Raw genomic sequence first — 22,135 nt, 5'->3', positions numbered from 1 at the left:
GCCATCGGCCGATACGTGCCTTTCTTCAGTGAACCTGGCTCGGAAGCCACCGTCGGAAGCTGGATCACTCAGCGAGTACAACAACTCTCAGATAGGGCCAGTGCAGAGCACACCACTCTCAGGAAATTCGGTGTGTCTGTTCGCTCCACTCGAGTAGGTCGACCGCTACTGGCACTCTAAGGGGAATAGCGACGAACGAGTTCCCAAGTGAATCTTTCGTCCTCCAGCTCGTTAACCAACGAGGGGAGTGATTAACCAACGAGAAGATGAATACCCGTCCCCATCAATAATTGGGATGGATGAATTGGCGGCTACTAAGCGAGATAATGGAAGAGAATAACGTGATCCCACATACATAGAGACACGACAGCAGATTGGCCAGAGGATGGATGGACTAGTCTCAGACGTCCTCTGGTCGTGGTGCAGTTTCGTACTTGAGCATCTTTTCGGGCTTGTCGTCGATCGTCTCGTAGATCCGCTGGAGCGTCTCTTCGGCCGCGAGGAGATTGTGATCCTCTAAGAACGTACGTCCCTCGTCGGTCAGTCGATAGAACTTCCAAGGGTAGCCTTGGCGGCGCTCGCCCTCTGGAAGCGTCACCTCGCTCACGATGCCAGCGTCGATCAGCTTCTGGATGTGCTTGTAGACGGTGGCCTCGCTGACGGCAGGATTGAGCTGTTCGAGCTCGTACATCGACGGGAGTTGGTCGGGGTGCTGGAGGATGTTCGCGATGAGCGTGAACCGCGTCTGTTGTGTGACGAAGTGGACGAGTTCGCGGGCGTCCCCTCCATCGGATGCCTCCAAGCCGGTACTCATACGACTCTCTACGTTACCGCTCACCAAGTAGTTTACCCTAGAGTAAATTACTCAGAACGACGGTAGTCGACGAAGTAATTTACATAGTAAACCACAAGCCGTGCCGGTGAGAGATGAGGATATGGTTGACGAGGAGTCCCCCGTTCCAGGTGAGATCCTGACGAGCGCGAAGGAGCAACTCGACCAGGAAGAGATCTCGCTTGCGGACAACGAGGAGATCCTCCACGCCTTGAGTGAACTCGAGCCGATCTACGAGAACGACCGCTCGTACTTCGTGCTCGGCAACTACGACCGAGAGCCGATCCGCCGGCTGAATCTCGTCGTCGACCGACTCAACCGACGGACGGACGCGTACGCGTTCAGAATGGTAGATATCCGAGGCGAGTGGGACAACAGCATCCAGAAGTTCTGCTTGGTTGCCGACCTCGTCACCTACGTCGTCGGAGTCGCAGAGAAAGATCCTAGTGATTTCCTCGTCGAACAGGGACTACTCGTCGGGACTGTCGAGTACTTCTCGAAGAGCCACGTCCTCAAACGGCAGTACGACGACGAGGACCACCCGTTCGGGTGGATGCAAGACGGAGTGTTCGATCTCTTCGACCGAGAAGGACGGCTGTATCGCTGGCGGACGGAAGAGGATCTGGTTACTGTGAGTGGTGAACTGCCGTAGTAGGGTAAGCTCCGCTACTGTTAACCAACAACGGGACAGTTAACCAACGATGACCAAGATACCTGACGCTGTCGATGAGTGGCTAGACGGGTTGACAGCCGCTCAGCTCGACGATGTGGCTCGACTCCTTCAACGGCGCGCGGAAGAGAAACGACGACACGAGTGGCGAACAGAGGATACGGACGGACCCGAAGGAGAGCAGAGTCAAGCTCTCGATGTCCAGGGGGATCCACTTCCCGAGGGCGTCCCGGCGAAAGCGACGCTGACGAAGAAGACGATCAACGACAACGAGTACTGGTACTGGCAGTGGCGGGCTGACGACGGCACCGTGACCTCGAAATACAAATCGCCCGTCAACCAGAGTTAGCGACCTCCCTCACTCGTCACGTAACTCATCGACTTACTCAGCTGTCTCTGCAGTCTGTCTGTACGAGTAGGATACTCGCGTGTCGGAGTGCCGACTGAGCGAGTTCGGCGTGGCCTTCGCGACTCGTCACTCGGCGGTCGTACGGTGCTTGACCGGTCTCTCGAGTCGCCGTGTTCGTTCTCAGATGTACGGGAGTACCTCGTCGCTCACCCGTTCGAGACACTCGGTCATCGTGTCGGTTCCGATCCCCGGATGATACATCCGGAAGATGAAGTGGGTGTCGTCGCCAAGCGCGTCACGGTAGTCGGCAAGTTCCTCGCGGACGTCTTCGGGGGTGCCGACGATCGCCCGGTCTTCGAGTTCCTGTTCCCAGTCGTCTGGGAGATCCTCGACCGATCGGCTCTCGTCCCACTCGACGTACTTGCGCTGCTGGTAGAGGTAGCTCTCTCGGATCGTCTCCCACGCTTCCTCGTAGGAGTCGCCGACGAACCCGTGCTGGATAACGTACGTCGTGAACTCCCCGTCGATTCCCTCGTCCGCACGGACGTGTTCGATGTCGTCCTGTCGTGTTTTGATGTCGTCGATCGAGAGGGTCTCGTTCGCACACCAGCCGTCACCCATTCGAGCCGCACGCCGAACGGCTGGTCTCGCGAGCCCGCCGATCATGAGCCGCGGCGGGGTGTCCGGTGTCGGCGTGACGGTCGTCTCCGGCGAGATCGGGTGGAACTCCGACTCGTAGTTCAGCGGACCGGGCTGCCACGCGTGTTGGAGCAGTTCGATCGCGTCTTCGGTCCGCTCGACACGTTCGTCCTTTGGGACACCGAAGGCGTCGAACTCGCTATCGAGATAGCCGATCGAGAGGCCGAGTGTGAGTCGCCCGTCCGAGAGTGCGTCGATCGTCGCCGCGTCCTCGGCGAGCCGAACCGAATCGTACAGCGGCGTGAGCGCGACTGCCGACCCGATCTCGACGTCGTCGGTTCGGCCGGCGAGCGCACCGAGCGTGGGCATCGTTCCCGAGAGGTACTCGTCGTCGGTGAAGTGGTGTTCCGACGTCCAGACGCTGTCGAATCCAAGCCGATCCGCTTCCGTTCCGAGTTCGAGGAGTTCGTTGTAGATGGCGGCTGCTGAACGATCGTCGTCTGGTCGACGCTGCGCGCTCAATAGTCCGATCCCAACGTCCATACGAAAACCACCCGCCGGCTCCTGATAAGCCTAATCGCCAAACTCCGCTGAGGCGAGTCAGTCTTCGAGCAACTCGTCTACCTGTTGGGCGGTTTCTGCAGCCTGAATATCTGAGTAGGACTTGTGGGTTGTCTCGATGCTGGCGTGTCGAAGTGCTGACTGAGCGAGTTCGGCGTGGCTATTGGCGTAGAGTTCGTGCCCAAGACCACGACGGGCGCCGTGCGGCTTCAGATATTCGCCGTCGACGTCAACGTCGGCCTCGTCGCACAGCCGCTTCATCAGGTTTCGAGCGCCGTTCGTCGACAGTGCCGGCGGGACAACCTCGTACTCGCGAACCACGGTGTTGATCTCCTGGTCATCGAGTATCGTCTCGACTTCGTCGTCCGGCATATCTTGCTCTGCTAACTGCTCGCGAACGGCGCGGTATTTCGACGGGGCGTGAGCGCTCGGGAAGACCGGCCACTCGTCGGTCGGCGGGTCGAGGAGACGCCTGTAGCGTTCGAGCGCCGTCGCAGCCCGCTCGGGGAGCTGGGCGTACTCGTACTCACGAGACTTCCCGAGGACACGGATGGCGCCGTCGTCGAGTTGAACGTCACTCCAGGTGATGCCGGTCCGCTTGTCGTCGGCCGGCGCCGCGAACACTTCTGCCCCACGAACGCCGGAGAGGCCGAGGAGGTAGACGACGGCGCGGTCGCGGAAGGCGCGCTCGCGATCGACGTCGGCCTCTCCATCGAGCGCTCGGTCGGCGCGATCGTCGACGAACCGGAGGATCGCCCGTCGTTCATTTTCTCGCCAGAACTGCCGGTCGGCGTCGCCGAGGTCCTCGGGAAGTTCGTCGGTCGCTCGCTTGGCCTTCGCGGGGTTGGTGTCGAGGAACTCGTCTGCGACACAGAAGGAGAGAAACGCACGGACGTACGCGTAGTAGGTGGTTGCAGTGCCGGCTTTCAGCTCACCGTCGCGAGCGCGTTGCTTGAGGTGACGAGCGTATCGGCGACAGTCCAGAACGTCGAGGTCGTTGAGTGTGGTCACACCGTGCTCATCCTCGAGCCAACTGCGCCATCGTACGAGCGCCGACTGGAAGTTCTTCCGTGAATTGCCGGCCTCGACGCTGTCGAGATACTGCTCGATGGCGCGCTCGACTGAGATCTCCGGTGTAGTGTTGTCTTCAGTCTCATTCATCGTCTGTGCTTCACCGTCAGTATTGGCCGTCGTAAATCCACTGTGTACATGGTTGATAATCCCCTACGACCGCTTGATGAGACCGGGAGCGCTATCTTTCGAGAGTACTTGTGGTGTGAACTCTTCATAACAGTAATGCGATCGGTCGCTTGGTAGCACTACGGGTTTATGTTGCCCCGTTCGGATTCTCAGCCGTGACACGGAACGGCGACCCACCATACAAGGATCCGAGTGTGGACCTCGCCAAACGGGTCGATGACCTCCTCTCGCGGATGACACTGGGCGAAAAGGTCGGCCAGTTGATCGGGATGTACGAGGGGAACTTTTCGGGACTCGCATCAAGTCCAGGTGGGACACAGAGCATCAAGGATATCCAAGACGCCATTCGGGAATTCAAGATCGGCGTCTCCACCCCGTTCGGGACGGGTATCTCGTCGCACAACAACGTGGGTGTCGTCGCTCGGATCGCCAATCGACTACAGAAGACAGCTATCAACGAGACGCGGCTGGGTATTCCCCTTCTCATCGCTATCGACGCATTACACGGCCACGCAAACGTCGAGGGAGGAACCGTATTCCCTCACAACCTCGGAATGGCGGCGACGTGGGACCCCGAGCGCGTACACCAGGCCGCTCGTATCACGGCGACCGAGATGCGAGCGACCGGGGCTACACAGAACTACGCGCCGATGACCAACGTGGCTCGGGATCCTCGGTGGGGACGGACGTACGAGACGTACGGCGAGTCGCCACATCTGGTCGGCGAGCTAGCAGCCGCCGAAGCAGCGGGTCTGGAGTACGGCTCTGACGGGTCGGGCGACCCGACCGAGGCCGTCGCCGCCACGATGAAACACTTCCTCGATGGCTCTCCCGTGCGGGGGGAGAACGCTGCGCCCATGGATGTCTCGCCGACGACGTTACACCGGGTGTTTGTCCCGCCGTTCCGGCGCGTTGTCGAAGAGGGGGTCTCGGCCGCGTTGGTCACCAACAGCGCGATCAACGGGGAGCCGGGTCACAGTTCGAAGCAGTATCTGACAACGCTCCTTCGCGGCGATCTGGGCTTTCAGGGACTGATCTACTCGGCATGGTTGGGAATCGGAATGCTCGTCGAGGACCACCGGACAGCGACGACGGTATCGGACGCTATCCGACAGGCGGCCGATGCCGGGGTCGACGTCTTCTCGGTGGGTGGTCCCACATATGCGGGGCACTTGCTCGAAGCGGTCGAAAACGGGGAGATAAGCGAGGATCGAATCGACGAGAGCGTCAGACGGGTTCTCGAAGTGAAGTTCCGACTGGGACTGTTCGAACACCCGTTCGTCGACGCGGACAGGGCACGCCGTGTCCTCGGGCGTGACGAGCATCGACACGCTGCACTCGAGTGTGCACGCCACTCGATGACGCTCCTGAAGAACGAGGACGTACTGCCGATAGACGACAGCGTCGACGAAGTGTTCGTCACTGGCCCGAACGCGAACTCCGTCGACAACCTCTGTGGCGGGTGGACGGTAGCACAGTTGGACCAAGAGTACGGGTCGACACTTGTCGACGGGCTCACCGAGGTGGCAGACGGCGTCGACGTCCGGTTCGAACAGGGGGCGTCGATACGGGACGTCACGGACCTCGGGCCAGTTCGACACGGAGCCGAGCGTGCCGACCTTGCGGTCGTCGCACTCGGCGAGAACTGGTACGTCCACGAGTTCGGACCGCGCGACATCACAGGTGCGACCGGAGAATTCCCGACTCGGAGCCGGCTCCGACTCCCGGAGGCCCAGCGTCGCCTGCTACGGACCGTCACCGACACGGGCGTTCCGACGGTTCTCGTGCTCGTCTCTGGACGGCCCGTAGCGGTCCCGGACGTGGTTGAGCGAGCGGACGGGGTGATAATGTGTTATCTCCCGGGATTAGCTGGGGGGCGGGCGCTCGCTGAGATTCTCACGGGTGAGGTGAACCCATCGGGGAAGCTCCCGATTACGATGCCGAAGTCCGTTGGCGACCTCCCCTCGACCCACGACAGGCTGCCCACTCCGTATCCGATCGGTTCGGACGAACACCCCTCGTCGTATGATCCAGTGTTCGAGTTCGGCCACGGTCTGAGCTACAGCGACTTCGAGTATCGGTCGCTCTCGGTCGACAGTTCCGGAGCGAAAGAGTCGGGGCTCATTGATGTGGCTGTCGACGTCGCCAACCGAAGCGAACGCCGGGGCGAGGAGGTAGTGCAGGTCTACGCTCGGGACCTCGTGAGCTCGCGGCTCACGCCCGTCAAAGAACTCATAGCGTTCGACCGGGTGTCGCTCGACCCTGGCGAGACGAAGCGAGTCGAACTCGCAGTCGAGACCCATCGACTTGGCGTCGTCCGACCGGACGGATCCTCGGTGGTTGAGCCCGGAGAGTTCGAAGTTACGGTCGGGGAGCTCTCGAAGCGCTTTCACATCGACGATTGACTGCCTCCATCGGCGGAATCCACCGGGCGTAGACGGACCGGCTCGGTGCTCGCCGCAGCAATTCCGCTACGCCGCGCGTGATCAACGGGTGAGATCCATAAGCAACGCGAGCAGTTCATCGGTGTCCGCCTCTTCTACTCGCTCCAGCCCCAGCATGATGACGAGAGGATAGAAGTCTCGAAGTTTCGTAATGTCTATCTCACGATTACGTTTAGTATCGAGGCTCATCTCTTGGTATGTCAGATCGAGCTCCTTCCGAATGGACGATGGGAGGTATACCGTCATTCCGTCCCACTCCTCTTTGACGTCGACCTCCGGCGGAAAGTCACTGCTCTTGTGTGCTTTGTTCGCCCAGATCTCAGCCGTCTGCGGCTCGTCCGTCTCCGAGTTGGAAGAGTCGTTCGTGGCTTCATCATTCTCCTCTCCGCTGGGGGTTTCGCTCATGGCTCCCGTCCGTTCGAATGTCGGTGGGGGAGCTGGTCTCGTACTCGTTGACCCAAGCAAGATAGGACCATTTGTTCTGCTAGGGCTTGCCGGCCAAGCGTATTTACCTTATGGGAAAAGTACCCCTCTGTAGACAATAGATGCGTATTATATCTAATCTGGGTATTAGACGGAGGTTATGACATTCGATGGGTTAGGACAATTAATAACGTGCAATAAGACACTAATGACAGGAGTAATTTTCTAAGGATCGAAAAACAGATGGATTAATTAGTCATATGTCGATAATACTGCGTACAAAAATAGGCTTGTTCGGCTCTCCGCATTCGGACACGAGCGGGGTGAGATCCGGATCTACACGGTGTTCGCAAATGTCCACGCCGAGTCCCCGACCCGAGAATTGATGGAGTAATACTAGTATTACTCATATTGCTATCGTCCGAACGCGTAGCACTGTGTAGCTCGAACTTTACGGAGGTACGTCTGTAATGTAGATGTACACCGACTCTCTGGAGACGCCCACACAAGATGTGTGTCACCATCTCTCCCTCGTGAGGCGAGGCCAATCGTGCTGTCACTACCCCGCTGCGCTCGGAGACGCTCCAGTTGACCCTCGCTCGGCGAGTTATTTCGGGATGACCCGGTCAGCGCCGTCTGGTATTACTAGTAATACTCGTCGGGGGAACTCAGCTTTATGTTGTTTTTCGACCGGGAATGACGTCGATGACGGCAACCGACGGAAGCGTCGAGCGACTGGTCGAAGCGCTCACGCTCGAAGAGTGAGACGGCTGACCGTTGGACTCCACGATCTCGCTTTCAGCCGCTGCGACGAGGCGTCAGAATGAAAGGACCGTCAGGGACCACTCTCCGTCGGGATTGGTCGGTCGGCAGGTGGTATCGAATTCGAACGCTGTTGTGAGCAGTCGATACCGGTGGCTCGTGGACCCGAGCGTATTCCTAATGCTTTTATCCCCTCGATTCGGTCGCTAGAGCGACGATGCACACCGGAGTATGCTACTTTCCCGAACACTGGCCACGCGACCAGTGGGAAGCGCACGCCGACCGGATGGCCGAGACCGGCATCGAATACGTCCGTATGGCGGAGTTCGCGTGGAACAGGATCGAACCTGAGCCCGGAACGTACGACTTCGAGTGGCTCGAAGAGGCAGTCGAACTCATCGGAGAACGCGGTATGCAGGTCGTCCTGTGCACGCCGACGGCGACGCCGCCGAAGTGGCTGGTCGACGAGTATCCGAGTATTCGCCAAGAGACGCGCGACGGCACGCCGAAGGAGTTCGGGAGCCGTCGCCACTACTGCTTCAACTCCCCCGCCTACCGGGATGAGAGCCGCCGAATCATCGAGGCGGTTGCGTCGCGGTTCGCCGACAACGAATACGTCGTCGGCTGGCAGACGGACAACGAGTTCGGCTGTCACGAGACGACTCACTGCTACTGTGACGACTGCCAGTCGGCGTTCCAGTCCTGGCTCGAAGAGAAATACGGCTCAATCGCCGACCTCAACGAGTCGTGGGGTAATGCCTTTTGGAGCCAGGAGTACGCCTCCTTCGCTGAAATCGACCTCCCGGGTCCGACTCCGGCACAAGAACAACACCATCCCTCGCGGCTCCTGGATTACGACCGATTCGCCTCCGACAGCGTCGCCGAGTACAATCGCCTCCACACGGAACTGCTCCGTCAGGCCAACGAGGAGTGGTTCCTCACTCACAACTTCATGGGTGATTTCCCGTCCATCGACGCCTTCGACGTGACCGAGGACCTCGACTTCGCCGCATGGGACTGCTATCCGGCACTCGTCACACAGCAGGCCCCCGACACGCCGGACCCATCCTCCGAGCGGGGGGCCGAACTCGCTCGCGTCGGCGACCCGGACGTCGTTGGGATGAATCACGCACTCTACCGGGGCGTGAGCGACGGTCCCTTCTGGTCGATGGAGACGCAGTCCGGGGACATTCGCGCCTTTCCGTACGCCCCGGAGCCCGCTGACGGGATGGTTCGACTCTGGAGCCACCAGGCGGCGGCACACGGGTGTGACACGGTATCGTACTTCCGGTGGCAGCGCTGCCGATTTGGCCAGGAGCAGTACTGGGGTGCGCTGAACAACTACGATGGATCTCCCGACCGGGGGCTCCCCGAAGCGAGGCAGGTCGCCGAGGAGTTCGACGACCTCCCGGACCTCGATGCACCGTCCGGGGACGTGGCAATGCTCGTCGACTACGAGAGCCTCTGGGCGTTCGACAGCGAGTTACACACGCCCGAGTACGACTACTGGGGCCACCTCCGGGCGTACTACCGAGCGCTTCGGGCCCGCGGTGTGACCGTCGACCTGGTTCCGACCGATAGGAACCTGACCGACTACGAGGCTCTCATCGCGCCTTCACTCCACCTCGTTGACGAGGAACTCGCCGAGCGACTGGCCGGCTACGCAGCCGACGGCGGTGAGTTGTTGTTAACCGCCCGCTCGGCGATGAAAGACGAACACCACAAACTCCGGGACGAACTCGCCCCGGGTCCGCTCTCGGATGCGCTCGGTGCCCGGATAGTCCAACACGAGAGCCTCTCTCCGGGCTCCGAGATGCGAACGACGTACGGAGGGGAGACGTACGAGTACCGGACGTGGGCTGAGTGGCTCACCGCTGAGGACGCAACTGTCGTCGGTCGACATAGCTCCGGTGTCGCCACCGGCGAACCGGCGGTCGTTCTGAACGACCACGAAGACGGCCACGTGGGTTACGTGGGCGTGTGGCCGGAACCCGAACTCGCCGACGCCATCACGACGGACCTCCTCGAACGCGCGGACGTGCAGTTCGGCGACCGACTTCCGGATCTGGTCCGACTCACCGAACGCGACGGGTACACGTGGGTCACTAACTTCGGCTCCAAACCCATCGAGATCAGCTCGGACGCCGATATCGTACTCGGCGGTCCGATCGTCGAGGGACGAGACCTCTCCGTCGTGAGGGCGGCTCCACACGAGATCGAGGTGAATCAGAGCGTCTAACCTCCTGAGTTGTCCGACAACTCACCGAGCGTCAGCGTCGATGCCTGATTCAGGCATTACTGATAGCCATGACTTATGTTAGAGATATCTCTTTTGTAATGTTCGAATAGCCTATATCGGGATAGAAGAGTAAGGATTATACGTGGCGGTACACCATCCTCTCTTGGTAACGCATGACCCGATCCTCGGAGTCAACCCCACGACGTCGACAGCTACTGCAGATGCTCGGTATCGCAGGTACAACAACGATAGCTGGCTGTAGTGTCAGCACTGGCGGAGAGAACGGAGACGGCGGCACCACCGAGACGGGCGGAAGCGGTTCTAGCCCGACTAGCCCGACCGAGACCGGTTCCGGCTCAGCCGAAATGGCTTCGTCCGCTTCCGGATGGGGGTGGAACATCGCTGCGCGCTCGCTTCAACTCGCCGCTGAAACGTACAACGAGGAGAACGGAACGGATATTTCCGTTCAGGAGATGGGCTTCGATAACTGGGAACAGCAGTTTCAGACCTCCGTCCTGAGCGGGAGTGGCGGTCCGGACTTCTCCTCCGTCCAGAACTTCGACGTCGCACCGTACGCCGATAAAGGCGGCCTGATGGACCTTACGGACCGACTCGAGGAGGCAAACATCGCAGACAAAGTGGTCGATGGGAAGCTCTCGACTATCTCTCTGGATGACTCCTACTACGCGATCCCGTGGGACATCGGTCCGACCGGTGTCTTCTACAATCGCTCCGTCTACGAGGAACATGACATCGATCCGAATTCGATCTCGACGTGGGATCAGTTCATCGAGGAGGGAAAGAAACTCCCCGATGGTGTCTCGATGACGAACCTCCCTCCGCAGGACATCAATCTCGTCTGGCGGATGCTGTTCCGACAGCTCGGCGGACAGCCTATAACCGAGAGCGGTGCGATCAATATCAATAGCGAAAAGAGCGTTCGTGTGGCCCAGCTACTCAACGACATGAGCAAGGCGGGGATCACGACCCAGATCGAATTCTTCTCTGCTGGGTGGTTCACCGCGCTTCAGGAGGGAACTGTCGCGTCCGTCGCCAGTGCCGTGTGGCTCGACGGCACGCTTCGGGCGGAACTCCCCGATACGGCCGGAAATTGGGGAGTGTATAAACTTCCCGCGTTCGAGGAGGGCGGCAGCCGAGCGTCGAACCGGGGTGGCTCCAACGTTGCGATCCCGACGACGGTGAGCGATGACGCCGTCCTCGAACGCGCGTACGACTTCTCCCTGTGGGCTATGACAAATCCCGAGATCCAGAACCAGATACTTCAGGAGTACGGCATCTTCCCCTCGCTCACAGCAGCGTACGACGCCGACTTCTACGACGAGGGGCAGGAGTTCTACGACGGGCAGGCTATCTTCAGCCTGTTCACCGAGGTTGCAGAGAACATCAAGCCGTACCGGTACAGCCCTGTGACCTCCGCGATCGACAACACGCTCGTGACCGAACTGGGGAACATGCTCAACGGGAACAAATCACCGGAGGATGCGATCCAAGACGCAGCAGAAACCGTCGCCGAGCGAACGGATAGAGAACTCGCATAACCTCAGTCGAGACCACGTCTCATTCACGAATGTCATGAACACGTCAGCGTTCTCGACCAGGGAGCCCACGTTTCGGCCGGACGCGATGCTCGGAGCGAGCCGTAGCTATCGCTCGTCGACCGAGTCATCTCGCCGGTGGAGCGTCCGGTCCCCCTGGTCTCGAATCGGCCCGTCTCGCGTCGTCCCAACAACCCGGCGTACGACCGAACTTCGGTCCGGATACGCATCCGAGTGGAGACACACTGTACGGGAGTCACGACCAGTATGGCATTGAGCGCGATCCGATCGCGAGTTCGCTCGTTAGAGGCGTACCAGCAGCTCTCCGACCGAGTGCGCTATACGCGACAGGACATTTCGGCGGGAATCCCCGAAATCCCGTGGCTTCCGTACGCGTACATCTCGCCGTTCTTCATCCTATTCGGGATTTTTCTGCTCTTCCCGACAGCGTATACGCTCTACCTCTCGTTCTTCAACTACCTCGGCGTCGCGAACGAGGTGCTGTTGTCGGTGACGATGGGACCGGTAACCGTATCGATCCCCCAGATCGCGAACCTAGAGTTCGTCGGTCTCTCCCACTACGAACGGCTCGTATTTCGGGACGGGCTGTTCCACACGTCGCTGTTCAACACCGCCTTCATCTTTCTCGTGCAGGTGCCGCTGATGGTCTCGGTGGGACTAGCGACCGCAGTCGTATTAGACTCGAAGTTCATCCGCGCGAAGGGGCTGTTCCGGACGCTCATCGCCCTGCCCGTGGCGACGGGACTGGTCGCGTACTCGACCATCTTCCTGCTGCTGTTCAACGACCAAGCGGGCCTCATCAACTACGTACTCGTCCAACTCGGGCTCTCGCCGGTCGCGTGGCTCGGCAGCGCGTGGGGTGCGCGGATGACGATCGTCCTCGCAGTCACCTGGCGTTGGCTCGGCTACAACATGATCATCCTGCTCGCGGGCCTCCAGACGGTGCCCGAGCAGTTGTACGAGGCCGCAGAGATCGACGGTGCGGGCCGTTGGCAGAAGTTCCGCTACGTCACGCTGCCGCAGATCCAGCCGGTGTTGCTGTTCGTCGTCGTCTCGTCGACGATCGGCACGTTCCAGATATTCTCGGAACCGTACATCATCACGGGCGGTGGTCCCTCGAACGCCACCATCACCGTCGTGCAGTACATCTACAACCAGGCGTTCCTCCAACTCAACCTGGGGTACGCCAGTGCTGTCTCCGTCCTGCTGGTGATCATCGTGAGTGCGATGTCGATCGTCCAAATTCAGTACGGGGGTGAGGAGTAGTGCGTACCGAGACACGCAACGAGGCGCTCTGGAAGTTCGGCGCGTACATCTTCCTCATGGTGATCGTCGTCCTCGTATTGATCCCGCTGTACTGGATGATCGTCGCTGCGACCATCCCGCAGTCGGAGTTCTTCAGTTGGCCACCACGGATAATTCCCGGTCTTCAGTGGTTCGACAACTTCCAAGCGCTCCAGGAGAACATCGACTTCCTCAACAGCATGTGGAACAGCATCATCATCTCGGTGTCGTACACGGCGCTGTCGTTGGTGCTGTGTTCGATGGCGGGGTTCGCGTTCGCGAAGTACGAGTTCCGGTTCAAGGAGCCGCTGTTCTACTTCATCCTCGCGACGCTGGTGTTGCCGATCCAGCTGTTGATCATCCCGCTGTTCCTGCTGATGGTGCAGATCGGGTGGACCAATTCCTACCTCGCGGTGATCTTGCCGTGGGCGGCGAACCCGCTGGGGATCTTCCTGATGCGCCAGAACATGAAGGCGATCCCCGACTCGCTGCTCGAATCCGCGCGGATGGACGGGGCGACGGAGTTCCAGCTGTACTACAAGATCGCGCTACCGACGATGCTACCGTCGCTGGCGGCGCTGTCGATCATCCTGTTTTTGAACCAGTGGCAGGCGTTCCTCTACCCGCTGGTGATCCTGCAGGACCCGCAGATGTACACCATCCCGCTCGCGCTGGCCGAACTGGTCGGCCAACAGCGGGTGTACTTCGACCAGATCATGGTGGCGACGTCGTTGGCGGTGACGCCCATCTTCGTCGTCTTCCTGACGATGCAACAGTACTTCATCAAGGGCATCCTCTCGGGGTCGGTCAAACAGTAGGTGACTACGAATGGCAACAATCGACATCACGAAACTTCGTAAGGAGTTCGGTGACGACGGCGAACAGATCGTCGCAGTAGACGACTTCAACCTCACTATCAGAGACGGGGAGTTCCTCGTGTTCGTCGGCCCCAGCGGCTGTGGGAAGACGACGACGCTCCGATGTATCGCGGGGCTCGAAGACGTCACCTCGGGGACCATTGAGTTCGACGGTCGCGACGTGACCGACCAGCGCGCACGCGAACGCGATGTTGCGATGGTGTTCCAGAACTACGCGCTGTACCCGCACATGACGGTCCGGAAGAACATCGCGTTCCCGCTGCGGCTGTCGACGAAACAGTCGAGTGCTGAAATCGACGAACAGGTTGAGGACGTGGCCGACCTGCTCGGGATCGGAACCCTGCTCGAGCAGAAGCCGCGCGAACTCTCTGGTGGTCAACAGCAGCGGGTCGCGCTGGGCCGTGCGATCATCCGCGACCCCGAGGTGTTCCTGATGGACGAACCGCTGTCGAACCTCGACGCCAAACTCCGCTCGAAGATGCGGACGGAACTGCAAGAACTCCAGTCAGAACTCGATGTGACCACAGCGTACGTCACCCACGATCAGACGGAAGCGATGGCGATGGGCGACCGAATCGCCGTTCTCAACGGGGGCGAACTCCAGCAGGTCGGAACCGCCAGTGAAGTCTATCGATCACCGACTAACGAGTTCGTCGCGAGTTTCATCGGAAGTCCGAGCATCAACCTCTTTACTGCCGAGGTGAGTGGTACAACTCTCTCCGGACCCGGTGGCTTCGAGTATACTCTCGAGGATGGATCACTGGTCACCGGCCGAGAGAGCGTTCGGATGGGTATCCGTCCCGAGGACATGCGACTTGAAGCTGGCGGCGCAGTACCAAGCACGGTTACTGTCGTCGAACAGATGGGTAACGAGAACTTCCTGTACGCCGAGATGGGAGATATAGATATCACTGCACGTATCGAGAGCGTGATGAACCCGGAGGAAGGGACGGACGTCGAGTTCGGGTTTGACGAGAGTGACCTGTACCTCTTCGATGTTAACACCAGTGAGGCTCTCAAAACCAAAACGGGCGAGACGGACGTAGCCTACGAGAAATACATTGGCGAAACGACCTGAGTAACCGGAGAGACACGGCGACACCTCCACTTTTTAATTGAAACCTCCGTGGGGGACTCTTTCGCACTCGCGTGAGACCGGATTCTCATTCCACAGTTCGCGCCATCGACGAACCGCAGGATCGCTCGCCGCTCGTTTTCACGCCAGAACTGCCGGTTGGTGTCGCCGAGGTCTTGGGGAAGGTCGTCGGTCGCCCGCTTGGCTGTGTGTTCGCCGTCCCGACTGGGCGTCTAGTCAGATGGTTGTCAACGTGGATCCGGTGACACTTCCGATCCCGGTACCTGGTCGGTTCTCCAAGCAGTACGCGAACGCTCTACATTTACTTCCGATACGATACAAGCGGATCCGGTTTCTGCGACGTTACGACTGTACGTTGAGGATGACCCGCCGGTAGCGGGTGAGATTCGGCTCGCCGTCGTCGGTTACCGTGAGGACAACGTGGTACTCCCGTTCCTCCGCGTCCGCCGGGATTTCGACTGTAGCACGCTCGCTCCGGGAGTCGTGTATCTCGATCGCGGGCGGGCCACCGCGGACCTGTTCGGCTTCTCGATAGTTCCACCACTGATACTCGAGGCCGTCGCCGTCGGGGTCGGTGGTCCCCGACCCGTCCACCTCGACGGTCTCACCGGGTCGAGCGTCGGTTCTAACGATGTCCAGCCCGGATTCCCCGTTCACGACGACGTCCGGGGGATGGTTCGCTTCCTCGTACGACTGGACACACCAGTCGGCGCGCGCGGCCCAGTCTCGCTGCATGTCGGAGATCCAACGCCAGATCGGCTTGTAGAGGTCGCCGTCGTCCTCGGCGCCGATCCAGACGTTCTTACTCCCTGGCTCTCGTTCGAATCGTCCGCCCCACCCACCGTAGCTCGGATGCTCGAGACTTCCGAGTCCGACGGGAATCTGGTGGAGGTACGACGGTGTGTCGCCCTCCGAGAGGAAGTACTGTCCCTCCTCCCAGTAGACTCTGACGCTGTCCCACAGGTCCTCCTCACGATCGAGATCTACCGTCGGGTACTCCGAGGCGAGCGGGCCGTGACCGGTCAGGATGTGTTCCTCCAGCCACTCGGACTCGAAGAACCGTCGATGCTCCTCCTCCGGGATGAGGTTCTTCCAGTCGTAGGCGAAGACCCCGAACTGTTTGAAGCTGTTCAGCACCTGTAGATCCGGCCAGTTCGGCTGGATGTACTCCCGCAGCGTCCGGTCCTGATTGAGTATGATGTAGATGACTGCTTTATCCGCTACCTCTTCCATTCGCTCGGGGTGTTCATTCTCGATCTTCCAGAGCGCCCTCGCGATCGTGTTGGTGCCCCCCCACGCTTGGAGGTACACGGGACCCGGCTTATCGTCGAGGAGTACGTCGACGATCCGGTCCGAACCGGGCGTATCCTCGTCCATCGCGCCGACGTCGTCGATGTTACCGACGTACACCAGGTCCCGCAGTTCATCGGGGGAGGGGTACTCGGAGTCGTGTTCGACCAAGTTCTCGTACACCTGCGCATATGTGTCTATCTGGCCTTCGATCCAGTCGGTGCCCGCCCAGTCGTGGCCGTCCCAGTGGAAACGGGAACTGCAGTAGATCAACCCCTCGATGTCCCACTCGTTGGCGTACATCAGGAAGCGGATCATGGAACACCGGTCGTCGATCTCCCCATCCGTCGTGGCGACGATCCTCGGACGGGAGTCGTCAGTAGCCGAACTCATACGATCGAGGCATTACCGGTTGATGTGGTAAGGTTTCCGACGGGATCATCCCGAGGGACTGCGCCCGTCGCTCGTTTTTCTGCCAGAACTGACGGTCGGCGTTACCGAGGTGTTCGGGAAGTTCGTCGGTCGATTCGCCTTCGTGGGGTTCGTGTCGAGGAACTCGTCTGCGACGCAGAACGAGAGGAACGCGCGGACGTACGCGTATAGGTGGTATCGCGGTGCCGGCTTTGAGCTCGCCGTCGCGACCGCGCTGCTTGAGGTGACGAGCGTATTGGTGGCAGTCCAAAACGTCGAGGTCGTCAAGTGTGGTCACACCGCGTTCATCCTCGAGCCAAGTGCGCCACCGGGCGAGCGCTGACTGGAAGTTCTTCCGTGAGCTACCGGCCTCGACGCTATCGAGGTACTGTTCGATAGCGCGCTCGATCAAAATCTCGGGTGTAGCGTCGTCCTGAGTGGTCCCCATGGTCCGTGCTCACCGGACAGCGTGGACCTCGATAATTCTACTGTGTACAGCAACTCTAATCCACAGTGGGTGGCAAAATCACTAAAACCGCTAATAACACGCGTTTCGAGATGTGTATGGCCTAAATCGGAGCTTATAAACTCTATATGGCGATATAAAATCTCTCGGGTGGGGTGTTGAGACTACCCGCCGTATAGAGGGCCTCTGATGCGTGGATTGAGCCGAATTGAGGAAGGCAGAATGCTCCAATTCCCGCTCTGATAGCCGTTTATTCTCTGAATCTAACTAGCCTTGGTAAACTCCGAGTGTCAGGAGAAACCTGCTCACCATCAGATGCCCCACGGAACGATTCGGCTCTTCTCAGCCATCCCACCACCCACCCAGCTCTCCTCGGGAATGTCGACCAGTCTACCCAGGAGACACCGTATTCGATATAATCTGAACCACATCAAATTATTTCTGCATTGAGGACGTAGACGGAGTCATGAACGACGAACCGGACCGAAGCTGGACTGACGGTCTATCGGCGGCCGAGCGCGTCGAAGCAATCGCACTCACCGTCAGTGAACCCCGAACGGCCAACTGGATCGCCGCAGAGGCCGAGGTAGCCCACGAAACGGCGACCAAGTACCTCAAACGTCTCACAGACGACGGCAAGCTGAACGCGGATACACGCGGCCAGCAGACCACGTATGAGCCTGACCCCGTCGGTCAGTACCTCATCGAGATGCGCGAGCTCTACGAAGAACACTCGCCTGACGACCTCGCCGCGAGTCTCGAAGAGATGAACGAACAGATTCGAGCGTGGAAGGCCAAATACGACGTCGAAACCCCCAACGAACTACGCGCGAGCCTCGGGAGGACAGAAGACGCTACGGACGAGCGTGAACGTCGTCAGGCGGCCCGTGAGTGGGACCACCTCAAAACGCGCCGTCGTCTCGTTGAAGACGCGCTCCGGCTCTACGACCGTTTCCCCGGTGAGCGGCGCTCCGCCTCCGCATGAAGCCTGGAGCGGAAAACCCGGCTCTCTATCGGACGCTCAAGGACGTACTGGAACGACAAGTCGAAGTCATCTCCGTCCGGTTCGAGCCAGACGCGATCCAGAAACGGTACCTCGCCGCTGAGATCGACCCACAGCGAGTCGTTCCACCGACCGGGTCTGAGTCACCACAGCTCGAGGTCCACTGGAAACTGACGCCGCCCCATGACGAATTCAGAATCGACTACGCCGATCCAAACTTGGAGTTCCATTGCGGCTGGCACCAAGATGAAGATCACGACGATCTCGGTGTAGCGCACTTTCAGTACCAGACGGCCTCAATGGAGACGCCACACTACGAAGGGGCCGTGTTCGAAGCAGAGTCTCCTCCGAAACTCCTCTGGGAGTGCTGTGGTAATCTCTTCGAGACCGTAATCCCCGACTATACGGCAGAACTCTAATTTACGTCTCGGTGGGGAGGAGGCAGTTCTACTATCCTGTCCAAGGAGGTTCATCTTGAACGCTATCAGAGCCGATCACGCCGTATGCATCGAGAACGCCAGTCTCAACTACTGTTGACCCGAGAAGTTGAAACTACAACGGGTATAGCGGGCTCTGATGCGCGAATTTGGGTGATGCAGTCTACGCAAACTACCTCAGATCACTCTCCAAGCGGCCATTCTTATTATACTCCCAACCATATGGGCGAATGATCGATATTTCCAGCAGTGTAGCCACTGAGACGGCGCGCTAACCCGAATAGAGCACCTCACTACCCGATTCCTCGTTCGATCCGGCTTACACGGAACCATGATACCCGCGTTCTGAGCGGTGATAAGGATCGTTCAAGCAAACGTCCCGATAGTCTCACGGAGATCTTTCGTGAAGCGTGTATGGCAGCTTCGCCATAGCGTCGACTGAGCGGGAATCGACTCCAAGCCCAGTTTCTCGCAGATCTCGGGACGGCGAGCCAGGTATTCGATGAGTACCGTCTCCTGGTCCCCAAAGCACTTATCTTCTACCTGGCGGAACACTCGGGCGTCTTCTCACGGCCATAGCCGTGGCTCGAGGCTGTGCTATGGCCGGCCGCCGCCCGTCAGCGGCTCACACAGATGATACGGGACCGTCGCTCACTGCGAACACTACTGAAGCACCGATCTACAAACGACGGTTGTACACGAGCGCAAGCGCGACTGTGGACCGGACGATTGCAGCTGCGACCACTACGAAGAACACGAGTATCTGCCACGTTCTTCAGTCACAGCCGGAATAGAAACTCACCCGGGTTGGCCATCGAATGGAGACAGTCCTCCGACGTATGACTGGGGACGAACGGCACCCGGACATTTCGGCGGTGTACGAGGCGGACAGCGGAGACTCCGATCCGATCATAGCCCTGATGAGGCGATATGTACCGGGGAACACGGGGGTGTTTGCTATTGCCGTCTGTACCACGATTCTCCATCAACTACTCACGCTCGTCCCACCGTACCTTCTCGGCGTTACACTCGACGCCTTCTTCACCGGACAGCGGACCACACTATCCCTCGTACTCGTGCCACACGCTTGGATTCCCTCGGGCACACGTGGGCAGTTCGGATTGATTGCAGGTCTATTCGTTGCGACCGCCCTCGCGACAGCACTTACCCAGGCCGTACAGGTCGTGACGTTCCGCTGGTTCCAGCAATCAATCCTGCACGACCTCCGGACAGACGCCTACGATGCAACCCAGCGGCTCGATATGGCGTTTTTCGAGACCGAAGCGACGGGAAACGTCATGAGCGTCCTCAACAACGATGTCAACCAATTACAAGAGTTTCTCTTAGGCGGACTCAGACAGTCCATCGAGTCGACTACGTTGTTGGTCGGACTTCTCGCCTTCATGATCGGACTTCACTGGCAACTAACCCTGTTCTCAATGTCGTTTCTCCCCGTGATGCTCGGGCTGGTGTATGTCTATCAACGGGCGATCGAGCCCCGCTACGACGAACGACGATCGGCAGTTGGGGAATTGAACACACACGTGCAGAACGCTATCGGCGGCATCGAGACTATCAAAACGTTCAGCACGGAACGACGAGAGAGCGCGCAGCATCGATCGCACTCACGAGCGTTCTGGGAAGCCGACTGGCGTGCGGCCAAACTCTCGGGACTGTTCTACTCGACTCGCCGGCTGCTCACCGAAGTGATGTCCCTCACCATCGTCGTCGTCGGCGGCTGGTGGGCGCTGTTCGGGCCCCCGCTCGTGTTTTCCTCCCCGCTCTCCGCAGGCCTTTTCGTGACATTCCTTTTCTACGGACGGCGACTCGTCCAGGAGTCCTCTCAGATCGGAGACCTCGTCGATACGTATACCGATGCGAGAGCGTCGACCAAGCGGGTGTTCGGCCTCCTTCACTACCCGAGCAGAATATCGGGGTCAGATGAGGCGGAGCAGTTGGAACACGTCGACGGACGCGTGGAATACCGCGACGTTTCGTTCACGTATCCGGGCGCCGACAGCCCGACCCTTGAATGCGTTACCTTTGAAGCCGAACCCGGTGAGTTCGTCGGACTCGTGGGGCCGACGGGAGCCGGAAAATCGACGGTGCTGAAGCTCTTACTTCGGCTGTACGATACCGACGAGGGGACGATCACGATCGACGGCACCGACGTGTCGATGACGACCGTGGGGAGCCTTCGCGGGGCGATCGGCTACGTGAGTCAGGACCCATTCCTGTTCGGAGGTACTGTCCGCGAGAATATCGCGTACAGTGATCCGAACGCCGACGAACGGCGGGTCGTCGAAGCGGCCAAGCGGGCGAACGCTCACGAGTTCATCCGTGATCTTCCGGACGGGTATGACACTGCAGTCGGCGAACGGGGCGTGAAACTCTCAGGCGGGCAACGCCAGCGGATTGCGATTGCCCGCGCACTTCTCAAGGATCCCCCGATCCTGATTCTCGACGAAGCGACTAGCCACGTCGACAATCAGACCGAGTTGCTGATCCAGGAGAGCCTTTCTGATCTGAGCGCTTCACGTACGACGTTCGTGATCGCCCACCAACTCTCGACAGTTCGAGAGGCCGACCGATTGCTGGTGCTCCGTGACGGACGGATCGTGGAATCGGGTTACCACGAAGAATTGGTTGAACGTGACGGACTATACGCGTCCCTCTGGGAGGTCCATACGGGAGAAACTACGGAACTACCGGAACAGCTCCGACCGCACGGGGAGTAGCCTGAATCAGGCCTGAAACGGTCTCTGAGAGACCATCTCCACAATCGTTCCCAGATTTTTGTGAAGGTATTGATCGGATGACATGATAGGCTGTCTCTCGACGGACAGCCAGGGCAGTAGCCATTTGCATTGAGAGCACTAGTCTCAACTTCTGGGCAACCGTGGAAGATGAGACTGCAGCTTGTATAGAGAGGCCGTGATGCGTGATAGCGGCCGAATTGGGGGAGGCGACTAGACTCAATACGGTTCTAAGGCAACTGTGTCGAGATCTCCATCTCTCATCTCAGTTCGTCACTGTCACGACAGCGCCGCCCCTAGTCGACAGGCCTCATTAGCCTCCGAGAGGGTTCTATCCGATTCCAGTCTGCTTCTTCAGCAGCGTGAGAACCGTGTTCGCAGTCACTACTGGTGATCGTTTGTATTCGCCGAGCAACTCGACTGGGGCCGAATAACGGGTTCGTCTGAAACACGTGACTCCGATCGAGCAGGCGGCTGCTCTCTCCGCTTCAACCCCACGAGGGTACGTCTGAAACCAGGTTACATACGCCGCTTCCGCTCGGGCGAACGGGGAGTTTCAACCCCACGAGGGTACGTCTGAAACTCACGGGCGCCGTCCAGGCCGTTGTCGACGGCTGGATGCTTCAACCCCACGAGGGTACGTCTGAAACTACAACGTGTCTGTTAGTGACTCGTCGGCTGAGCTGCTTCAACCCCACGAGGGTACGTCTGAAACAGGTGTCCAACCTGTACAACACAGGGAGCATCCAATGCTTCAACCCCACGAGGGTACGTCTGAAACCCGTCGGGGTCAGGGTAGGCGTCGGCGTCCTGGTCGC

General features: G+C 59.4%; 17 protein-coding genes and 1 CRISPR repeat array. Of the genes, 12 read left to right on the top strand and 5 right to left on the bottom strand.

Translation table 11 applies throughout. From position 1 onward, the window contains the following. Positions 1-400: 400 nt before the first annotated feature. The gene (locus tag K933_RS16860) at positions 401-814 is read right to left on the bottom strand and encodes a helix-turn-helix transcriptional regulator (RefSeq protein WP_023395967.1); all 414 of its coding nucleotides are present in this window, start codon (positions 812-814) and stop codon (positions 401-403) included. A 121-nt stretch (positions 815-935) separates the two neighbouring features. Between K933_RS16860 and K933_RS16855 the strand changes: the two genes are divergently transcribed. Together K933_RS16855 and K933_RS17580 are read left to right on the top strand one after the other, a co-directional pair. Next, positions 936-1,484 (top strand): hypothetical protein, encoded by a 549-nt coding sequence (locus tag K933_RS16855; RefSeq protein ID WP_023395966.1) that lies wholly within the window; start codon positions 936-938, stop codon positions 1,482-1,484. 49 nt (positions 1,485-1,533) lie between these two features. Then, positions 1,534-1,851 (top strand): hypothetical protein, encoded by a 318-nt coding sequence (locus K933_RS17580; protein WP_080509316.1) that lies wholly within the window; start codon positions 1,534-1,536, stop codon positions 1,849-1,851. 180 nt (positions 1,852-2,031) lie between these two features. Here K933_RS17580 and K933_RS16850 read toward each other — a convergent pair whose 3' ends face one another. Together K933_RS16850 and K933_RS16845 are read right to left on the bottom strand one after the other, a co-directional pair. Then, on the bottom strand, positions 2,032-3,033 hold the full coding sequence (locus tag K933_RS16850; RefSeq protein WP_023395965.1) for an LLM class flavin-dependent oxidoreductase: 1,002 nt from the start codon (positions 3,031-3,033) through the stop codon (positions 2,032-2,034). Positions 3,034-3,090: 57 nt separating this feature from the next. Further along, positions 3,091-4,212 carry a tyrosine-type recombinase/integrase gene (locus K933_RS16845; RefSeq protein WP_023395964.1) on the bottom strand — a complete coding sequence of 374 codons (1,122 nt, stop codon included), beginning with the start codon at positions 4,210-4,212 and terminating at the stop codon, positions 3,091-3,093. Between the two features lie 194 nt (positions 4,213-4,406). Here K933_RS16845 and K933_RS16840 point away from each other — a divergent pair, with 194 nt between their 5' ends. Next, complete coding sequence (locus K933_RS16840; protein WP_235063463.1) at positions 4,407-6,656, top strand: glycoside hydrolase family 3 N-terminal domain-containing protein; 2,250 nt, start codon at positions 4,407-4,409, stop codon at positions 6,654-6,656. An 81-nt stretch (positions 6,657-6,737) separates the two neighbouring features. Here the strand turns inward: K933_RS16840 and K933_RS16835 are convergent, their stop codons facing one another. Further along, positions 6,738-7,100 carry a hypothetical protein gene (locus tag K933_RS16835; protein ID WP_023395962.1) on the bottom strand — a complete coding sequence of 121 codons (363 nt, stop codon included), beginning with the start codon at positions 7,098-7,100 and terminating at the stop codon, positions 6,738-6,740. 997 nt (positions 7,101-8,097) lie between these two features. On the opposite strand from K933_RS16835, the gene K933_RS16830 reads away from it, so the two are divergent. The 5 genes from K933_RS16830 (at position 8,098) to K933_RS16810 (ending at position 14,936) form a co-directional block, all read left to right on the top strand. Then, complete coding sequence (locus K933_RS16830; RefSeq protein ID WP_049947996.1) at positions 8,098-10,119, top strand: beta-galactosidase; 2,022 nt, start codon at positions 8,098-8,100, stop codon at positions 10,117-10,119. Positions 10,120-10,340: 221 nt separating this feature from the next. Beyond that, complete coding sequence (locus tag K933_RS16825; RefSeq protein WP_235063462.1) at positions 10,341-11,678, top strand: extracellular solute-binding protein; 1,338 nt, start codon at positions 10,341-10,343, stop codon at positions 11,676-11,678. A 264-nt stretch (positions 11,679-11,942) separates the two neighbouring features. After that, positions 11,943-12,962 (top strand): carbohydrate ABC transporter permease, encoded by a 1,020-nt coding sequence (locus K933_RS16820; RefSeq protein WP_080509315.1) that lies wholly within the window; start codon positions 11,943-11,945, stop codon positions 12,960-12,962. Then, positions 12,962-13,798, top strand: coding sequence for a carbohydrate ABC transporter permease (locus K933_RS16815; protein ID WP_023395958.1), 837 nt, complete (start codon positions 12,962-12,964; stop codon positions 13,796-13,798). Before K933_RS16820 ends, K933_RS16815 begins: the two co-directional genes overlap by 1 nt. Positions 13,799-13,808: 10 nt before the next feature. After that, positions 13,809-14,936 carry an ABC transporter ATP-binding protein gene (locus tag K933_RS16810; RefSeq protein ID WP_023395957.1) on the top strand — a complete coding sequence of 376 codons (1,128 nt, stop codon included), beginning with the start codon at positions 13,809-13,811 and terminating at the stop codon, positions 14,934-14,936. A gap of 360 nt (positions 14,937-15,296) precedes the next feature. Here K933_RS16810 and K933_RS16805 read toward each other — a convergent pair whose 3' ends face one another. Further along, the gene (locus tag K933_RS16805; RefSeq protein WP_049947995.1) at positions 15,297-16,637 is read right to left on the bottom strand and encodes a DUF1593 domain-containing protein; all 1,341 of its coding nucleotides are present in this window, start codon (positions 16,635-16,637) and stop codon (positions 15,297-15,299) included. 109 nt (positions 16,638-16,746) lie between these two features. Between K933_RS16805 and K933_RS18485 the strand changes: the two genes are divergently transcribed. The 4 genes from K933_RS18485 to K933_RS16790 all read left to right on the top strand — a co-directional run bounded on the left by K933_RS18485 (position 16,747) and on the right by K933_RS16790 (position 21,299). Continuing rightward, on the top strand, positions 16,747-16,998 hold the full coding sequence (locus K933_RS18485; RefSeq protein ID WP_023395955.1) for a hypothetical protein: 252 nt from the start codon (positions 16,747-16,749) through the stop codon (positions 16,996-16,998). Positions 16,999-17,587: 589 nt separating this feature from the next. Further along, a complete protein-coding gene (locus K933_RS16795; RefSeq protein ID WP_023395954.1) occupies positions 17,588-18,106 on the top strand; it encodes a DUF7342 family protein in 519 nt (172 codons plus the stop codon). After that, complete coding sequence (locus K933_RS17570) at positions 18,103-18,543, top strand: hypothetical protein (protein WP_080509314.1); 441 nt, start codon at positions 18,103-18,105, stop codon at positions 18,541-18,543. Before K933_RS16795 ends, K933_RS17570 begins: the two co-directional genes overlap by 4 nt. A gap of 857 nt (positions 18,544-19,400) precedes the next feature. Then, the gene (locus K933_RS16790) at positions 19,401-21,299 is read left to right on the top strand and encodes an ABC transporter ATP-binding protein (RefSeq protein WP_023395953.1); all 1,899 of its coding nucleotides are present in this window, start codon (positions 19,401-19,403) and stop codon (positions 21,297-21,299) included. Between the two features lie 502 nt (positions 21,300-21,801). Further along, positions 21,802-22,098: a CRISPR direct-repeat array (repeat unit 31 nt; unit sequence TGCTTCAACCCCACGAGGGTACGTCTGAAAC). Positions 22,099-22,135: the final 37 nt, after the last annotated feature.

The organism is Candidatus Halobonum tyrrellensis G22, assembly GCF_000495475.1.
GTDB lineage: Archaea > Halobacteriota > Halobacteria > Halobacteriales > Haloferacaceae > Halobonum > Halobonum tyrrellense.
This window is presented reverse-complemented; position numbering and strand designations above follow the sequence as displayed.

Bases quoted from the DNA above. Each gene is read 5' to 3' on its own strand.
- K933_RS16860 (WP_023395967.1), bottom strand. From the start codon at position 814: ATGAGTACCGGCTTGGAGGCATCCGATGGAGGGGACGCCCGCGAACTC.
- K933_RS16855 (WP_023395966.1), top strand. From the start codon at position 936: ATGGTTGACGAGGAGTCCCCCGTTCCAGGTGAGATCCTGACGAGCGCG.
- K933_RS17580 (WP_080509316.1), top strand. From the start codon at position 1,534: ATGACCAAGATACCTGACGCTGTCGATGAGTGGCTAGACGGGTTGACA.
- K933_RS16850 (WP_023395965.1), bottom strand. From the start codon at position 3,033: ATGGACGTTGGGATCGGACTATTGAGCGCGCAGCGTCGACCAGACGAC.
- K933_RS16845 (WP_023395964.1), bottom strand. From the start codon at position 4,212: ATGAATGAGACTGAAGACAACACTACACCGGAGATCTCAGTCGAGCGC.
- K933_RS16835 (WP_023395962.1), bottom strand. From the start codon at position 7,100: ATGAGCGAAACCCCCAGCGGAGAGGAGAATGATGAAGCCACGAACGAC.
- K933_RS16830 (WP_049947996.1), top strand. From the start codon at position 8,098: ATGCACACCGGAGTATGCTACTTTCCCGAACACTGGCCACGCGACCAG.
- K933_RS16825 (WP_235063462.1), top strand. From the start codon at position 10,341: ATGCTCGGTATCGCAGGTACAACAACGATAGCTGGCTGTAGTGTCAGC.
- K933_RS16820 (WP_080509315.1), top strand. From the start codon at position 11,943: ATGGCATTGAGCGCGATCCGATCGCGAGTTCGCTCGTTAGAGGCGTAC.
- K933_RS16810 (WP_023395957.1), top strand. From the start codon at position 13,809: ATGGCAACAATCGACATCACGAAACTTCGTAAGGAGTTCGGTGACGAC.
- K933_RS16805 (WP_049947995.1), bottom strand. From the start codon at position 16,637: ATGAGTTCGGCTACTGACGACTCCCGTCCGAGGATCGTCGCCACGACG.
- K933_RS16795 (WP_023395954.1), top strand. From the start codon at position 17,588: ATGAACGACGAACCGGACCGAAGCTGGACTGACGGTCTATCGGCGGCC.
- K933_RS17570 (WP_080509314.1), top strand. From the start codon at position 18,103: ATGAAGCCTGGAGCGGAAAACCCGGCTCTCTATCGGACGCTCAAGGAC.
- K933_RS16790 (WP_023395953.1), top strand. From the start codon at position 19,401: ATGACTGGGGACGAACGGCACCCGGACATTTCGGCGGTGTACGAGGCG.